Below are 15,839 nucleotides of genomic sequence, written 5' to 3' on the forward strand. Positions count from 1 at the left end.
ATGAAATTTTTTGAAACCTTTATCAAATATCGCTTTTTAGTGTTGGCTCTTTTTATCCTTGTAGGAGTTTTAGGATACAAGGCGTACAAAGAGATTCCCGTTGATGCATTTCCGGATATCACCCCCAAACAGGTGATTATCTATACCGAAAGCCCGGGCAACAGCCCTGAAATCATCGAAAGGCTCATCACCTATCCTATCGAATCGGCTATGGCAGGACTTCCCGGAGTAAAACTGATAATGTCTAATTCCATATTTGGTCTAAGCTATGTGAGCATCTTTTTTGAAGACAAATACGATATTTACTTTTTACGTCAGCTCGTGAGCGAAAGACTCGCAACCGTCGATATACCAAAAGGTTTTGGAAAGCCTGTTATGGGACCAAACACCACTGGACTGGGTCAGGTGTTTTGGTATCAGCTCAAAGGAGAAGGTGTATCTCTAACGAAACTTAGGGAATTGCAAGACTTTTTGGTGCGTCCGATGTTTAAAACCGTTGATGGAGTAGAAGAAGTTATCGGCTGGGGCGGATTTGAAAAGCAGATTGAAGTTGTGATTGATCCTAAAAAACTGCAGGCTTTGAAAGTGACATATGAAGATGTGATTGATGCGCTGCAAAGAACAAACAAAAGTGCAGGGGGACAGTATTTAGAATTTAACAAAGAGCAGTATATTATTCGAGGTAGCGGTTTTTATGAAAATCTTGATCAGATACGAAAGAGTGTCATCAAATCTTCGGGTATCAAAGCTATCAAGATTGAAGACGTGGCAGTTGTGAAAGAGGGCAAAAGAATGCGGTTTGGTGCGGTCACCCTCAATGGAAAAGAGACAATGTTTGGAATGGTACTGCAAAGAACCGGTACTAATGCAGCCAAAGTTGTTGACAGACTCAAGGAGAAAGTCAAAGAGATCAATGCTGCGCTTCCAAAAAATGTAAGAGTCCAGACAATTTATGATAGAAGTGAAATTACCAAAAAAGCGGTCCACACAATGACCTCTTCATTGATTATGGGTGCAGTACTTGTGAGTGTTATACTCTTTTTGTTTTTGTTTGAAATCCGAAGCGCTTTCATAGTTGTTTTATCCCTTCCTATCTCTTTGCTCATTGCCTTTTTGATGATGGACTATTTTGGTATGAGCGCAAATCTTATGAGCCTCAGTGGACTTGCCATTGCAATCGGTATGATCGTTGATGGAACGATAGTTGTTGTAGAAAACTCTTTCAGACTTATTCAAGAGCATCCAAATGAATCCAAACTGAAGCTCATAGCAGAGGCTGCAGCGCAAGTAACAAAACCTGTTATTTTTGCTATTTTCATCATAGCTGCAACATTTATTCCGCTTTTGAGTCTTGGAGGGCTTACAGGAAAGCTCTATTCACCTATGGCTATTAATATCGTATTTGTGATGCTTGCTTCCATTGTTGTAGCTCTTGTGTTAGTTCCCGTTTTGAACTACTATCTTTTAAAACCGGTAAAGTTTAGCGAATCGCCACTTGTGGTTTGGATCAAAAAGCTTTATACGCCACTACTTGTAGGTGCTTTGAAATATTCAAAGAGTGTCGTGGCAGTATCATTCATACTCTTTGCAGTATTGGCATATCTGCTTACACAGCAAGGGCGTGAATTTATGCCAAAACTCAATGAAGAGTCTATCATGTATCGTGTCATCGCCATTCCCGGGACAGCTCTGTCTCAAACGGTGGGGCTGAGTAAAGATATAGAAAACTTCATAAAAAAAGAGTATCCTGAGTATGTGGATTTCGTTTTGGCGATGATTGGCAGAAGCGAAAAGGGTGAAACCGCCGGTCCAAACTATATGGAAGTTTTGGTGGGACTTAAGAGAAAAGAGTTTGATATCAAAGCGTTAGAGGCAAAAATGAGCGAAGAGCTTGAAAAACGGTACGATTTTGTACAGTTTGTTCCAACACAGCCAATCGCCATGCGTATAGAAGAGCTACTGGAAGGGGTCAAAGCAGAGCTTGCTGTAAAAATCTTTGGAGAAGATCAAAAAATTCTTGCAGATCTTGCATCAAAAATCAAAGATATTCTTTCGCATATCGATGGGCTTAGATCTATTGAGATCGAATCACAACTTGGACAAGCTCAAATCGTGATCAAACCAAACTACTTGGCGATGGCCAGATACTCACTCACAGCAGAAGATATTATGGATGTGGTGCGTTATCTACTAGGTGAAGATGCGATAACCGATAAATTTGAAGGAATTAAGAGGTTTCCTATCGTTATCAAACCAAAAGGAGGCCGTGATATTGAAAGTTTGCAAAATATTTTGTTAAGAGCCCCAGACGGCAAGGTGGCTCGTCTCAAAGAAGTAGCAGATATCCAAATCATTCAAGGGCCATCTTTCATAAAACGAGAAAATCTTTCTCGTTATATGCTGATCTCCTTTGATGTTGAAGGACGCGATATCGCCTCCTTTGTGAAAGAAGCCAATGAAAAGATTCATAAAAACTTGCATTTCCCAGCGGGATACTATATCCAGTGGGCAGGTGACTTTAAAAACATGCAAGAGGCAACAAAAAAACTGGCTATTATCATTCCAGCAGTACTGCTTTTAATACTCCTTTTACTCTACACAGCCTTTAATAGCTTCAAGAAAGCGACGATTATCTTGCTTGGCGTTCCTCTAGGCATTTTAGGCTCTATTGTAGCGGTGTTAATTGCTGACATCTACCTCTCCATTGCTGCAATTATCGGTTTTATCGTCATTATCGCTATTGCGGTTCTCAATGGTATCGTGCTTGTAAGCTTCATAGAAGAGCTTCAAAAACGTTTTCCTGATGTGAAGATGCAAACTTTAGTCAAAGATGCAACACTTCTTAGACTCAGACCCGTTTTAATGACGGCAATGACAACGCTTTTTGGAATTTTGCCGCTTCTATACGCTAAGGGTGTGGGAAGTGAGATCGAGTATCCGTTGGCTGTGGTTGTTGTTGGAGGAATTGTCACATCTACGCTTGTGACGCTTCTTGTCTTACCAAGTCTATACTATCTCTTTTACAGGAAGTAGGCCTCTGCCTACTTCTCAAACAAAAATTTCTCACTAAATGCAGGTTTCAGTTCATCAACCCACTGAGCATTTTCATCATACTTTGCAAAAAACGGAATATCTACAAGATTAGGATTTTTAGCTTGAAGCATATTCAATACAATCACTTTTTCTCCGTTAATTTCACTTACTCCACTAACAGCAATTTTCCCAGGAGCTGCACTCATACTTGGCCCTCGGACTGTTCTAGCTAACCCGCTGACATTTGAAATGGCATTTTTAAAAATCTTCCAAGCCTCTACCAACGGAATACCAAAATAGTGCTGGGCTCCTGTGTCTCTTGCGATAAACATGTAGTATGGAACCATTCCCATGTGCACTTGTTCTTTCCACATCTTTGTCCATACTTCAGAGCTATCATTGATATGGCGTAAAATTGGAGCTTGTGTTCGTATAATGGCTCCCGTTTGCTGGATCCGTTTTACTGCCTCTTTTACTTCATCTGTTTCAAGCTCTCTATAATGATTAAAATGTGCCATAAATGCTAAGTGGTACCCATGTGCTACGATCTCTTCGAATAGTTTAAGTAGATCATCTGCGTCATTGTCTGTTAAAAATCGGTATGGCCAAAATCCAAGAGTTTTCGTTCCAAAACGGATATTTTGTAGATGCGGGATGTTGGCTTTTAAGATAGGCTCAATATAGCTACGAAGAAGTTTTGTACTCATAATAAGTGGATCGCCACCGGTAAATATGAGATCCGTAATAGTGGGATGAGCTTTAATGTATTCTATTAAAAGATCTACTTCTTTCATGGCAAATTTAAGCTCATTCATCCCGGTAAACTGTGGCCACCTGAAGCAAAAACTACAGTATGCATGGCACGTTTGTCCCTGTTTTGGAAAAAAAAGAATAGTCTCTTTATATTTATGCTGTGAGCCTGTAAGCTCTTTGTCATTGATGGTGGGGACATTGCTTTTTTGATCAGCTGGATGAGGATTCATCCGCATACGTATATCATATATAGCTTTGTTTAAAGCCTCTATGTCACCTTTTTTATATAAAGTTTTAAGTCTTTCAAAGTCTTGAGTTAAGAGCATATCTTTGTGAGGAAAAACGAGGCGAAAAATGGGATCATTTTGATAGTTTTTCCAATCGATGAGTTTATCAATGAGATAATTATTAACTTTAAATGGAAAAACAAGCGCTGCAATTTCAATATTTTCAATATCTTCGGAAGACAAAAATTGCTGTATTTGAGGGATTTTTTTAAAACTTTTGGAGTTGTATGCTCTATATTCCAATATAAAAGCTCCTTTTTTAGAGCGTATTATAACAAAAGAGGGGAGAACCCTCTTAGTGGTTGTAGATGGTTTTATTTTTGATTTTGAGCTCTTTTGTTAGATCGTAAACAATTGGAGTGCCAGTAGGGATCTCAATTTTATGAATATCTTCTGGAGCAATATTTTCTAGATACATAATGAGAGCACGTAGAGAGTTACCATGTGCAGCAATCATTACATCACCATAAACTAATAGTGATGGAACAATCTCTTCATAAAAATACTCTATCACTCGTTCTCTTGTGTCTTTCAAAGATTCACTTTTTGGGTGATAGCCGATATTTGCATATTTTAGATCTACAGGATAGCGTTCTTCAAAATCGGGTTCACTCTCTTCAATCGGAGGTGGAGGAGTATCATAACCACGACGGACTGCCATAAAGAGTTCTTCTCCATACTTCTCTTTGACTTCATTTTTATTTTTCCCTTGCCAATCTCCATAGTGGCGCTCATTAAGCTTCCAGCTGCGGAGTACATCAATATGCTCCCATCCAAGCTCACACAGAGCAATTTGAGCAGTATGAATAGCACGTTTGAGATATGATGTGTAGCAGATATTTGGAAAAATTTCTGCTTCTTTAAGAAGTTTTCCAGCCTTTTTTGCTTCCTCTTTTCCCTTTTCACTCAGTTCTACATCAATCCATCCAGTGAAGAGATTCTTTGCATTCCATTCGCTTTGACCATGTCTAATTAAAACTAGTTTCATTTACATCCTTTCTGCAACAAAATCAGCAAGTTCAAGAAGGCGTCCAGAGTATCCATACTCATTGTCATACCATGCAAATACTTTTACCTTGTTGCCATCGACTACTAGTGTGGATAGTCCGTCAATAATAGAGGAGTGAGGATTATTGACAATATCACTTGAAACTACTTCATCATAAGTAATTTCCAAAATTCCTTTGAGGTTACCATTCATCGCCTCTTCAAAAGCTTTATTTACATCTTCAGTGCTTACTTCTTTTTTGAGTGTTGCACTGATGTCAGTGATTGCAACATCAGGTACCGGTACGCGAAGCGCTAATGCATTCATTTTTCCTTGCAGTTCTGGAATCACTTTTGTTGTAGCAATAGCAGCTCCGGTAGTTGTAGGAATAATATTTGCAGCAGCTGCTCTTCCCCGTCTGTGTTTTCCAGGATTTTTTCTATCAACTGTTGCTTGAGAAGAGGTGTACGCATGGACAGTTGTCACAAGTGCACTCTCGATTCCAAAATTGTCATTGAGCACTTTAATTGCAGGGGCTAAAGAGTTAGTTGTACAGCTTGCATTTGAAATTACATCATGTTTAGTTGGGTCGTACCAGTCTTGATTGACTCCCATTACGATTGTAAGCTCTGCATCTTTGCTTGGAGCTGAGATGATTACTTTTTTAGCTCCAGCTTTTAAGTGTTTTGCTGCATCATCTCTTTTGGTGAAATGGCCAGTACACTCTAAAACAATATCCACTCCAAGCTCTTTCCAAGGAAGTTTTTCAGGATCTCTTCCAGTAACAAGTTTGATCTGTTGATTGCCTACTTTGAGATAGTCTTCACCATACTCTACAGGAGCTGGAAATCTGCCGTGTACAGAATCAAATTTGAGCATATATGCTAAATCTTCAGCAGTTCCGCTGCCTCCATTAGCCACACAAATTTCTACATTTTTTGGCTTATTAACAATATAATGCCAAAGTACCAGTTTGCCGATTCTACCAAGACCATTTATTGCTACTTTTTTCATATGTTCTCCTCAACTTTTTATTTATAGTATCTATTTTTAAATTAAAGATGAATAATTTCACCCTGTTTAACTATATGCACCTTTTTGTGAAGTGTCTGTATAAGGTGTTTTTTGAAAATATGCTGTTTATCTTCTTCTCCATGAATGAGAAAAATCTTTTTAAGGCCATCTATCGCGCTTAGCCAATTTGTCAGTTCTTTTTGATCTGCATGTGCTGAAAATCCATTGATTGTATAAATTTGCGCATTGACTTTAATACGTTCGCCATAAATTTCTATGAATTGTGCTCCTTCAATGATCTCTCTTCCAAGTGTTCCTTCAGCTTGATATCCTACAAAAATTACAGTATTACGCTTGTCCCAGATGCGGTGTTTAAAATGGTGCAAAATGCGTCCACCATTGCACATTCCACTTCCAGCTATGATAATCATAGGGCCTTTTTTGCCGTTAATACGTTTTGATGCATTTGTTGTAGTTGCAAAGCGAAGATTCGGAAAAGTAAAAGGCTCATGAAGGTTTTTGCAATAATCTGAGAGAAGATATTTGTATTTTTCATATACTTTTGTTGTTTTGATAGCCATTGGTGAGTCAAGAAAGACTTCAGTGTGATGTGGTAGTTCACCTTTGCGTGACATTTGTCCAAGAATACAGAGTAGCTGCTGAGTCCGCTCAATAGCAAAAGAGGGAATAAGTACTGTACCATTGTGTTTAAGCGTTTTAAGAACAGCCTCTTTAAACTCTGCAACACTTGATGCGTAGTCTTTGTGGAGTCTATCTCCATACGTACTTTCCACAAAAACATTTGGAGAGGCAAAAGGCGTTTGAGGTGGAGGATTGAGTTTGACTTGCTGATTGCCAATATCTCCACTGAAAACTACATGTTTTTGAATGTTACCATCCTTATATATTATCTCGATAAAAGCAGCCCCTATAATATGCCCTGCATCTTTATATCGTACATGAATATTTGATCCAAGTTTGATAGTCTGCCCATAGTTGATATTGCGGCGAGGAAGCCGCAAGGTAGCTTTTACATCTTCTTTGGTGTAGAGGGGTTTTTTCACACTCTCCTCTTCACCACGGCGCTGCGCCTTTTTAAAAGCTGTTGCATAATCTTCACTCATAAGATGGGCAGTATCTAAAAGGACGATCTTCATGAGTTCGAATGTGGCTGGAGTTGCAATGATTTTCCCTCTAAAGCCACCTTTATAGAGTAGTGGAATACGTCCTACATGATCAAGATGTCCATGTGTGACAAGAAGATAATCGATCTCTTTTGGATCAAAACCTAAAGGTTCATAGTTTTTCCACTCATCCAATCCCTGAAACATGCCACAATCGACTAAAACTTTCGTGCCATCATCAAATTTGATAAAATGGCACGATCCTGTTACTACTTCAGCAGCACCGTAGCTAATCTCTATAGTCATTGTTCCATCTCCGCTACATCTTTTATGATTTTAAGGACACTATCAGGATTGAGACTCATAGACTCAATTCCTATTTTGACTAAAAACTCGGCAAATTCTGGATAGTCTGAAGGAGCCTGTCCGCAAAGCCCTGAGTATTTACCATTTCTTTTTGCTCCTTCCACTGCCATTTGCACCATCTTTTTGACGCCTTCATCTCTTTCATCATAATCAAATGAAACGATTTCACTGTCCCTATCGACTCCGAGTGTGAGCTGGGTAAGGTCATTGGTTCCGATGCTTATACCATCGTAAATTTGCAAAAACTCATCAATCTGGATAACGTTGTTAGGAATTTCGCACATCATATAGATTTGAACATTGTCTAATCCATGCTCAACCATCGCCTTTTTGACCCGTTTTGCCTCATCGACTCTTCTGCAAAATGGGATCATCAAAACAATATTGTCAAATCCCATCTCCTGGGTGGCTCGTTTCATCGCTTTGCACTCAAGCTCAAACCCCTCGGCATAGCTTGGATGTGTGTAGCGTGCAGCCCCACGAAAGCCTAACATTGGATTATCTTCTACTGGCTCAAAATGGCGTCCTCCAAGCAGATTCGCATACTCATTCGATTTAAAATCACTCATTCTAACAATACACTTTTTGGGATAAACGCAGCTTGCGATAGTTGCTACACCTTCACTTAAAGTTTTTATAAAAAAATCCTCTGCATCTCCTTCAAAAGGAAATGCAAGTTCATCGATTAAAGCACGTTCTGTATCACTAAGCATCTCTGGATGTCTGATTGCCATAGGATGGGCTTTAATGTAGTTGTTGATGATAAACTCCATTCTTGCAAGACCTATACCATCAACAGGAAGTTTTGCAAGACTAAAGGCAAGCTCTGGATTGCCCAAATTCATCATGATTTTTGTTTTTGGTCGAGGTAGTTTGGAAATATCCACTTTTTCAACCTCATATGGAAGTATCCCCTCATAAATTTTTCCAATTTCACCTTCTGCACAACTGACAGTTACCGGCTGATTGTCATGGAGTACTTTTGTGGCGTTCTTTGCCCCAACCACTGCCGGCTTTCCAAGCTCTCGGCTTACAATCGCTGCATGACAAGTTCTGCCTCCCGTTTCAGTGATGATGGCACTTGCCTTTTTCATCACTGGCTCCCAATCCGGGCTTGTAGTTGGTGCTACAAGAACATCACCTTCTTCAAACTTATCCGCTTCAGCCATAGAGTACATTATTTTTACTTTGCCAGCTCCTATCTTTTCACCTACGGCATTGCCTGTGAGGAGGACTTTACCTTTTTCTTTGAGTCGGTAAATCTCGAACTGGGTAATTTTCTCTTGGGAATGGACCGTCTCAGGTCTGGCTTGCACCATGTAAAGCTCTCCATCGATGCCATCTTTTGCCCACTCCATATCCATCGGTGTATATCGATTGTTCACTTCGCTGTAGTGCTCCTCAATCTTCATTGCCCAGTCTGCCAGCTTTAAAATCTCATCATCCGTTATTGCAAATTTCATTCTTTTTTCAATTGGAGTAGGGATATTTTTGGTAAACTGCTCAGCCAGGTTTGCCCTCTCCAACGTTTCACTAAAGACCATCATCTTCTCTTTGGAGCCTCTTTTTCGTTTCAATACTGCCTTGTAACCTTTTTTGAAAGTCGGCTTATGAACATAAAAAGCATCCGGATCGATAGTTCCTTGTACTACATTTTCTCCAAGTCCCCAGGCAGCATTGATGAAAACCACATCGCGAAATCCAGTCTCTGTATCAATGCTAAACATGACGCCACTGCTTCCAAGATCGCTTCGTACCATCTTCATAATTACAACTGAAAGATAGACCTTCATTGGATCAAAATGGTGCACATACTTATAGTTGATGGATCTATCGGTAAAATTGGAAGCAAGACACATTTTGTATGCCCATAAAAGATTTTTATCTCCTTTGATATTGAGATAGGTCTCATTTTGTCCCGCAAAGGAGGCGGTAGGGGAGTCTTCAGCTGTAGCTGAGCTTCTTACAGCCAAACTGACATCTTCTCCATACTCACGTTTTAGCTCTTCATACCCTTTGAGAATCTCCTCTTTTAGATCTTGAGGGACTTCTGCTTTCATAATCATCTCTCTGGCAGTTTTACCAACTTTTTTGAGCTGATCAATGTCGTCTGGATCGAAGTCTTCAAAGAGTTTTTGGAGAGGCTCCCATAGATTGTTTGCATCAAGATAGTGTCTATAGGCGGTTGCAGTCACTGCAAAACCGTTTGGCACCTTCACTCCAAGTGGAGTTAAATGATTAAACATCTCTCCCAAACTTGCGTTTTTCCCTCCAACTTCGGCGACATCTTTTATACCGATCTCTTTAAACCATTTGATATATTCACTCATGCCAACTCCTTATAGTATATTTGCTACGTTTTCTAAATCATTAAAATAGAGGATTTTTTCATGCTTAAAGTACTCAAAAGCCTCTTGAAAAGAGTCCTCACCAAAAAACACCGGGACAATATTTGCTTTTTTGCCAATAGCCTTCGCAATCGCCAATCCATCTGTCATCAATTGTGGTGTTGCAAGGATAAAAATAAGAATGTCAGGCTTATATAAAATATCAAGTGCTGCTTTGTAACGCTTCGCTGTGGCATCGCCTATGATGTCCACAGGGTTGTTATGGGACCAGGTAGGCGGTAAAACCATGTCCAGCTGCTTTATCTCTTCGTCTGAAAGCTCATACATTTTTTTGCCTTGCTCAACAACGATGTCGGTCAAAATGGTCCCAGGACCTCCCGCATTGGTTATGATGAGCACTTCTTTAAACTGCTCAAATCGTGAAGCAAAGATCAGCTCATCGATATCTTTTTTAATAACAGCACCTGCTGCGAAGCTGAGTCCGACCAACATCTCATAGCTTCCGCTGATGTTACCGGTATGGGAAAATGCCGCTTTTTTTGCTTCTTTCGTTTTGCCAGATTTATAGATAAAAATAGGTTTTTTTGATTTGCGAATAGCTTTTAAATAGCTTTTACCATCTTTGAGACCTTCAGCATAGATATTGATAAAACGGCACTCCTCTTTGCTGTTTAGCTCTTCAATGGCATCTGCAAAATCAAAATCAGCCATATTGCCCAGCGAAATAATATGAGAAAAGCCGATGGAGTGAGAGGTTGCTTTATCGATGAGAGCAGCCAATACTGCTCCAGACTGGGAAACGAGGGCAATGTCTCCAGGCAAAATATCGGTTTTTGCAAAGGTGAGATTAAGCCTTTTGGAAGCGTTATAGATCCCAAGACAGTTTGGACCTATGATATTAATATCAAACTTTTTTGCAAGCTCAGAAAGGCGCTCTTCATCTTGTACATTTCCACTCTCTTTGAATCCAGCCGAGATAACTATGAAGTTTTTCACTCCCCTTTGTGCAAGCTCTTCAATAAGATTTACTACATATTTTGCAGGAATAGCAATAACGGCAGTATCAATAGGTGGAAGCTCATCAATATTTTTGTAGACTTTTTTACCAAAAAGTTCATCAAGATGAGGATTAACAAAATAGATTTGAGCTTTTGATGTGTGAGCATTTTTTGCTATAGCATAGCCAACTTTTTCCTCTTTATCTGTTGCTCCAAAAATAGCTATTGTATTGTTATCAAAAAGTTCATGGCTCCTATGTCGATTTTCTCGTTTCTCTTTTTTTCCCTGTTTAATTCTTGCATCAACTGCAATAAAACCATCTTCAGTATAAATAAGAGGATTGACATCAAACTCTGCTATATTTTCACTCAAGAAAAGATTTTGAAACTTTTGTATTGTATCTATAACATACTCGATTTTATACTCTTTTCCACGAAATTGCGGAAATATTTTAGAGATTTTTGTGGTCTTGAAACTGCGGATAATCTCATCATTATCTGCATAAGTATCGATGTAGCAGATATCTTTCTCTACTTCGAGCAGTGTACCACCTTTTCCAAAGAGTAGAACCTCTTCAAATATTGCATCATAAATTCCACCTATATAAAACTCTTCGCCTCTTACCATCTCTTCAACAATAAATTTATCATGCATATCCAAAAAAATTCCATGATTTTGCAAATTTTGTGTAATTTTATTACGAGCGTTTTCCAGTTCATCTTGAGAATCAACGCCTATAATAACACCTCCAACATCGCTTTTATGAATAATCTTATCTGAAGCAATTTTAATTACTGCTGGAAATGAATCGAAGTAGAGTGGCTTATCAATATCAAAAATCTCATATTTTGGTGTTTTTATTCCATATTTCTCAAGGATTTGATAGACTTCAAACTCTTTCATAACTATCCTTATAATTTATCTGCATAGTAACTGCTTCTTACCAAAGCACCAGATTCCACTGCTAAAAATCCTAAAGCTAGAGCTTGCTGACGCAGTTGTTCAAACTCTTCAGTGCTATAATATTTTTGTACAGGGAGTTGATAGGGGGTTGGCTGAAGATATTGCCCAATTGTAAGTTGCTGTACTCCAACGCTGCGTAAATCTTGTAAGGTTGCATAGATCTCTTGCTCTGTTTCACCTAAACCAACCATAAGAGACGATTTGGTAATAATGCCACTTTTGGCATACGTCTCAAGTACTTTGAGACTTTTTTTATAGCTACATCCTGGCATTATATTTTTACTGAGACGCTCAACTGTTTCGATATTATGAGCAAGTTTGTAAGGTTTTGCAGCAATTATTTGTGCAAGAAGCTCACTTTTGGCCTTAAAATCTGGTGTGAGAAGCTCAATCTTTGCATCAGTTTGCTCTTTTATAGCTTGTGTAACTGCCACAAATCCAGATGCGCCATAATCTGGCAAATCATCTCTATCTACTGAAGTGATAACAACATAGGATAGTTTTAACTCTTTCACTGCTTGTGCGACTCTTTGTGGTTCAGTTGGATCAAGTGGCTGAGGCTTTGCATGTTTGACAGAGCAAAATTTACATGCGCGCGTACAGATATCGCCAAGAATCAAGAAAGTTGCGGTTTTTCTATGAAAACACTCTGTAATATTGGGACAGTGTGATTCAAGGCAGATAGTATTGACACTGTTTTTTTGAAGGATTTTGAGGGTATTGTCAATTAGCTCAGGAGCAGGGGCTTTGACTTTAGGCTTCAAATACATTTTCTACTGCCTTTATTGCTAGCTCTTTTGCTTTATCGATTGAGAGTTCTATACCTTCATTTTGCAAAGATGTTGCCACTATACCTTCTAAGCCACAGGGAGCAATTTTGTTGAAATTTTCAAGATTTGGGGAGATATGGAGGGAGACTCCATGTTTGCTTATACCATTTTTATAGCGAAAACCAAGTGAGGCAATTTTACGATTTTTAATATAAAATCCAGGACGCTTTTTATCGTAATAAATCTGTAAAGGAAAATTTGAAAAGAATCTTTCTACTGCTTGCAATGCTTTTGCGTAGAATTTGGCCGGATTAAAAACTTTGCAAGCAAAGTAGAGCATAAGTGTTCCTTCATCAAAGTAAGTTATCGAACCTCCGCGATCTGTTTGAATGATCGGGAGATTACAATGATACTTTTCACATCCAATTGTATAGACCGGATCATGCGTGCACAAAAGTAAATAATCTTCTCCATTTTTTGCTAAAAGCATATAGTCTTCTAAAATATCATTGATATTAACATATATGACTTTACCAAGATCGACTATTTTCATTGCTGCAAAATTTTTACTGCTTCTTCTACACTTCTATCTTCACATGTAATCGCATAAATTGCATTTGCCATTTTAATCGCTTCTGCAAGGGGTCTTTGATGGATATTGCGCCCCGTACCATTTCCGCGTGTACCACCTATATGAATCTGCTCATAGAGCTCTTGTAAAAAGAGTTTTTCGTCAATTTTTTTGCCACCTTCGCATAACACCCCACAATTTCCAGCAGCTTGTGTAGCTTCACGCAAGAGACTTGCATCTGGCTCTCCATTTTTATAGGGGACTTTAACTTTTACAAAATCTGCTCCAAGACATGCTGCTACGCCTGCCGCGCCAGCTATGAGATGGGGATTGTGCTCATCTTTAATAAATTTTCCTTTTGGATATATCCAAAGCACTGCTAAAAGTCCAGCTTTATGCGCTTTATGCACAATATTAGCTGCTTCACGTAGCATACTGTGCTCATGCTCACTTCCAAGATAAACTGTATAGCCAAAACCTTTGAGATTAATACCACTATAGCGTGCAAATTCTAATACATCTTCTACCTCGATCCATTGCTGTGAATAGGGATCTTTTGCATCGTATGGGATGATATTCGTTTTTGAGTTGAGTTTAACAAGATAGGGAATATCTCTGTAATCTGGCGCATAGCGGCTAATAAGACCAAATTGCGTTGCAAAAACACCTATCTTCGCCTGAGATGCAATCTTAAAAAGATGCTCAGGATCGTTATCGTCTGGAGGAATACCTGGTCCATAAAAATCATTATTGAGATGTTCAATCTTTTGATCTCCTGCAAAGAGCATCAATCTTCCAATACTATTGGTAGTAGTATGAAGAGTTTCTAAAAATTTTCCTCTCATTTGTGGAGGAACATCAGCAGGTATGAGATGAGTAAGCATGGTTAATCCTTTTTATTATGATTAAAAATATCGATGCCGGCTTTTGCATACCAGTGTAAAATATACTCCCATGCTTCCTTGGCATTTTCTTTGAAAGTAAATATATGGAGATCTTCTGCGTCTATAGTTCCTTCTTCAACCAAGAACTTAAAATTAATGAGACGCTGCCAATACTCTTTACCAACTAAAACTACAGGGATAGGCTTATTCTTACCAGTTTGAATGAGAGTAAGAGTCTCAAAGAGCTCATCAAGAGTACCAAAACCTCCTGGAAAAACGACAAGAGCAATAGCTCTATGCAAAAAGTGGAGTTTACGAATCGCAAAGTAATGAAATTGAAAACAGAGTTCGGGATCAATATAAGGGTTTGGAAATTGCTCATGTGGAAGCTGAATATTGAGACCAATACTCTTAGCACCGACATCGTATGCTCCTCTATTGGCTGCTTCCATGATTCCTGGACCACCCCCTGTCATGAGAGTGAGAGTATTGTCTTTTGGACCTTTACCAGCTTTTCCTACAAGTTGTCCAAATTTTCTTGCCTCTTCATAATAAATACTCTTTTCTACCATCTTTTCAGCAGTGCGAAGTTCTCGCAGAAGTGTTTTAGAATCAGGTTTTTTCTTGAGTAGATTTTTTATTTTTTCTAGCTCTTTCATTGCCGATGCGGGCTCTTTGATTCTTGCACTTCCAAAGACCACTATAGTGCGTTTGATGCCATACTTTTGCATAATGAGTTCTGGTTTGAGGTAGTCAAGCTGAAGTCTTACTCCTCGTGTCTGGTCTGAAAGCAAAAACTCTTCATCTTCAATAGCCAATTTATATGAGGGTGATTGAAAAATCCTCTCTATTAATTCTTGTGCTTTTGGATCTTCAAATGGTGGTTTGGGGTGTTGCCATGGAAAAGTTCGCTTTTTTTTCATTTTCTCTCCTAAATTCCCAATATTTTGAGTGCTCCTCTTACCATAGGTACAGTAACTTTTTCTACTGTTTTATTGAGATCAAGAGGACGCAAAAGCATTTTTATAGCCATATTGTAGGGATAATACTTTTTTGCAAATTTGCCAACCAATTTTTTATGTTCTTCATAATGTATATCTTTAAATGGCTCATTTTCTCTCACTTCCCAAATTGCTCTAAAGGCAAGTCTTCCATCCTCTCCATCTACCTCTTTAAGCCTATCATAAATCACTTTGATAATATCATCTCTTCGCAGCTTTTCATTTTGATTGTAGTAACGAAATCCATCTTCAAACTTATCATAATGATATACCTCATCTTTAGAAATATTATGAGCAATTTTCCCTAGAACGGGTGTATTAAGATCTGTGGAGTAGTTTTCTAAAGCCTTATAAAAGGTACTTGTCCCAGTCTCTACAACCATGCGGGCTAGCATCTCTTTTGCTTTTGTAGGCTGGAATTCATCCAATGTACAATGAGGAAGATAGTACTCTTTAAATCTCTCATAAGCCTTTTCCCAATCAAACTCTGGCCAAACTGTATTGACAAACTTTTTCAAAGCTTTTCCATGTTGAATCTCTTCAGGCTCCCATACCTTCTCTAACCATGAGACAATCTTCATATTGTCACTATAAAATTGAATAAGATTTTTTTCGTATACATCGCTGGTAATTTCAATAAAAGAAGCACTTGTAATGAGGTAAAAGAGGAATGTTTTATCTTTTAAAGCTTTTGCATTGATATTTGCGTAATCAATATCTTCATAATGCCATCGCATA

12 protein-coding genes are annotated in these 15,839 nt (G+C 38.7%); 1 reads left to right on the forward strand and 11 read right to left on the reverse strand.

Annotation, left to right across the window (positions count from 1 at the left end; genetic code table 11):
- A complete protein-coding gene (locus NITER_RS03160; RefSeq protein WP_084275916.1) occupies positions 1-3,033 on the forward strand; it encodes an efflux RND transporter permease subunit in 3,033 nt (1,010 codons plus the stop codon).
- A gap of 8 nt (positions 3,034-3,041) precedes the next feature.
- On the opposite strand, the gene NITER_RS03165 is transcribed toward NITER_RS03160, so the two are convergent.
- Genes NITER_RS03165 through NITER_RS03215 form a run of 11 tightly spaced genes read right to left on the reverse strand, consistent with a single transcriptional unit; the run spans position 3,042 to position 15,838 of the window.
- Positions 3,042-4,316 carry a KamA family radical SAM protein gene (locus NITER_RS03165; protein ID WP_084275915.1) on the reverse strand — a complete coding sequence of 425 codons (1,275 nt, stop codon included), beginning with the start codon at positions 4,314-4,316 and terminating at the stop codon, positions 3,042-3,044.
- Between the two features lie 52 nt (positions 4,317-4,368).
- The gene (locus NITER_RS03170) at positions 4,369-5,061 is read right to left on the reverse strand and encodes a 2,3-bisphosphoglycerate-dependent phosphoglycerate mutase (protein WP_084275914.1); all 693 of its coding nucleotides are present in this window, start codon (positions 5,059-5,061) and stop codon (positions 4,369-4,371) included.
- Positions 5,062-6,075 (reverse strand): type I glyceraldehyde-3-phosphate dehydrogenase, encoded by a 1,014-nt coding sequence (gap, locus tag NITER_RS03175; RefSeq protein ID WP_084275913.1) that lies wholly within the window; start codon positions 6,073-6,075, stop codon positions 5,062-5,064.
- A gap of 41 nt (positions 6,076-6,116) precedes the next feature.
- Complete coding sequence (locus NITER_RS03180) at positions 6,117-7,505, reverse strand: MBL fold metallo-hydrolase RNA specificity domain-containing protein (protein WP_084275912.1); 1,389 nt, start codon at positions 7,503-7,505, stop codon at positions 6,117-6,119.
- On the reverse strand, positions 7,502-9,895 hold the full coding sequence (ppsA, locus tag NITER_RS03185) for a phosphoenolpyruvate synthase (RefSeq protein ID WP_084275911.1): 2,394 nt from the start codon (positions 9,893-9,895) through the stop codon (positions 7,502-7,504). The genes NITER_RS03180 and ppsA overlap by 4 nt, the downstream gene beginning before the upstream one ends.
- Positions 9,896-9,904: 9 nt before the next feature.
- A complete protein-coding gene (locus NITER_RS03190; RefSeq protein WP_084275910.1) occupies positions 9,905-11,815 on the reverse strand; it encodes an acetate--CoA ligase family protein in 1,911 nt (636 codons plus the stop codon).
- An 8-nt stretch (positions 11,816-11,823) separates the two neighbouring features.
- Positions 11,824-12,645 (reverse strand): lipoyl synthase, encoded by an 822-nt coding sequence (gene lipA, locus NITER_RS03195; RefSeq protein ID WP_084275909.1) that lies wholly within the window; start codon positions 12,643-12,645, stop codon positions 11,824-11,826.
- Positions 12,629-13,198 carry a lipoyl protein ligase domain-containing protein gene (locus NITER_RS03200; protein WP_084275908.1) on the reverse strand — a complete coding sequence of 190 codons (570 nt, stop codon included), beginning with the start codon at positions 13,196-13,198 and terminating at the stop codon, positions 12,629-12,631. Before NITER_RS03200 ends, lipA begins: the two co-directional genes overlap by 17 nt.
- Positions 13,195-14,100: a beta/alpha barrel domain-containing protein gene (locus tag NITER_RS03205; RefSeq protein WP_084275907.1), complete on the reverse strand. Its 906-nt coding sequence runs from the start codon at positions 14,098-14,100 to the stop codon at positions 13,195-13,197. Before NITER_RS03205 ends, NITER_RS03200 begins: the two co-directional genes overlap by 4 nt.
- 2 nt (positions 14,101-14,102) lie before the next feature.
- On the reverse strand, positions 14,103-15,023 hold the full coding sequence (locus NITER_RS03210) for an LOG family protein (RefSeq protein ID WP_084275906.1): 921 nt from the start codon (positions 15,021-15,023) through the stop codon (positions 14,103-14,105).
- An 8-nt stretch (positions 15,024-15,031) separates the two neighbouring features.
- A complete protein-coding gene (locus tag NITER_RS03215) occupies positions 15,032-15,838 on the reverse strand; it encodes a ferritin-like domain-containing protein (RefSeq protein ID WP_084275905.1) in 807 nt (268 codons plus the stop codon).
- Position 15,839: the final 1 nt, after the last annotated feature.

Source organism: Nitratiruptor tergarcus DSM 16512 (genome assembly GCF_027946175.1).
GTDB classification, from domain to species: domain Bacteria; phylum Campylobacterota; class Campylobacteria; order Campylobacterales; family Nitratiruptoraceae; genus Nitratiruptor; species Nitratiruptor tergarcus.

Excerpts from the sequence above, each read along its gene's own strand:
- NITER_RS03160 (WP_084275916.1), top strand. The coding sequence starts at position 1 with ATGAAATTTTTTGAAACCTTTATCAAATATCGCTTTTTAGTGTTGGCT.
- NITER_RS03170 (WP_084275914.1), bottom strand. The coding sequence starts at position 5,061 with ATGAAACTAGTTTTAATTAGACATGGTCAAAGCGAATGGAATGCAAAG.
- gap (WP_084275913.1), bottom strand. The coding sequence starts at position 6,075 with ATGAAAAAAGTAGCAATAAATGGTCTTGGTAGAATCGGCAAACTGGTA.
- NITER_RS03180 (WP_084275912.1), bottom strand. The coding sequence starts at position 7,505 with ATGACTATAGAGATTAGCTACGGTGCTGCTGAAGTAGTAACAGGATCG.
- ppsA (WP_084275911.1), bottom strand. The coding sequence starts at position 9,895 with ATGAGTGAATATATCAAATGGTTTAAAGAGATCGGTATAAAAGATGTC.
- NITER_RS03190 (WP_084275910.1), bottom strand. The coding sequence starts at position 11,815 with ATGAAAGAGTTTGAAGTCTATCAAATCCTTGAGAAATATGGAATAAAA.
- lipA (WP_084275909.1), bottom strand. The coding sequence starts at position 12,645 with ATGTATTTGAAGCCTAAAGTCAAAGCCCCTGCTCCTGAGCTAATTGAC.
- NITER_RS03200 (WP_084275908.1), bottom strand. The coding sequence starts at position 13,198 with ATGAAAATAGTCGATCTTGGTAAAGTCATATATGTTAATATCAATGAT.
- NITER_RS03205 (WP_084275907.1), bottom strand. The coding sequence starts at position 14,100 with ATGCTTACTCATCTCATACCTGCTGATGTTCCTCCACAAATGAGAGGA.
- NITER_RS03210 (WP_084275906.1), bottom strand. The coding sequence starts at position 15,023 with ATGAAAAAAAAGCGAACTTTTCCATGGCAACACCCCAAACCACCATTT.
- NITER_RS03215 (WP_084275905.1), bottom strand. The coding sequence starts at position 15,838 with ATGCGATGGCATTATGAAGATATTGATTACGCAAATATCAATGCAAAA.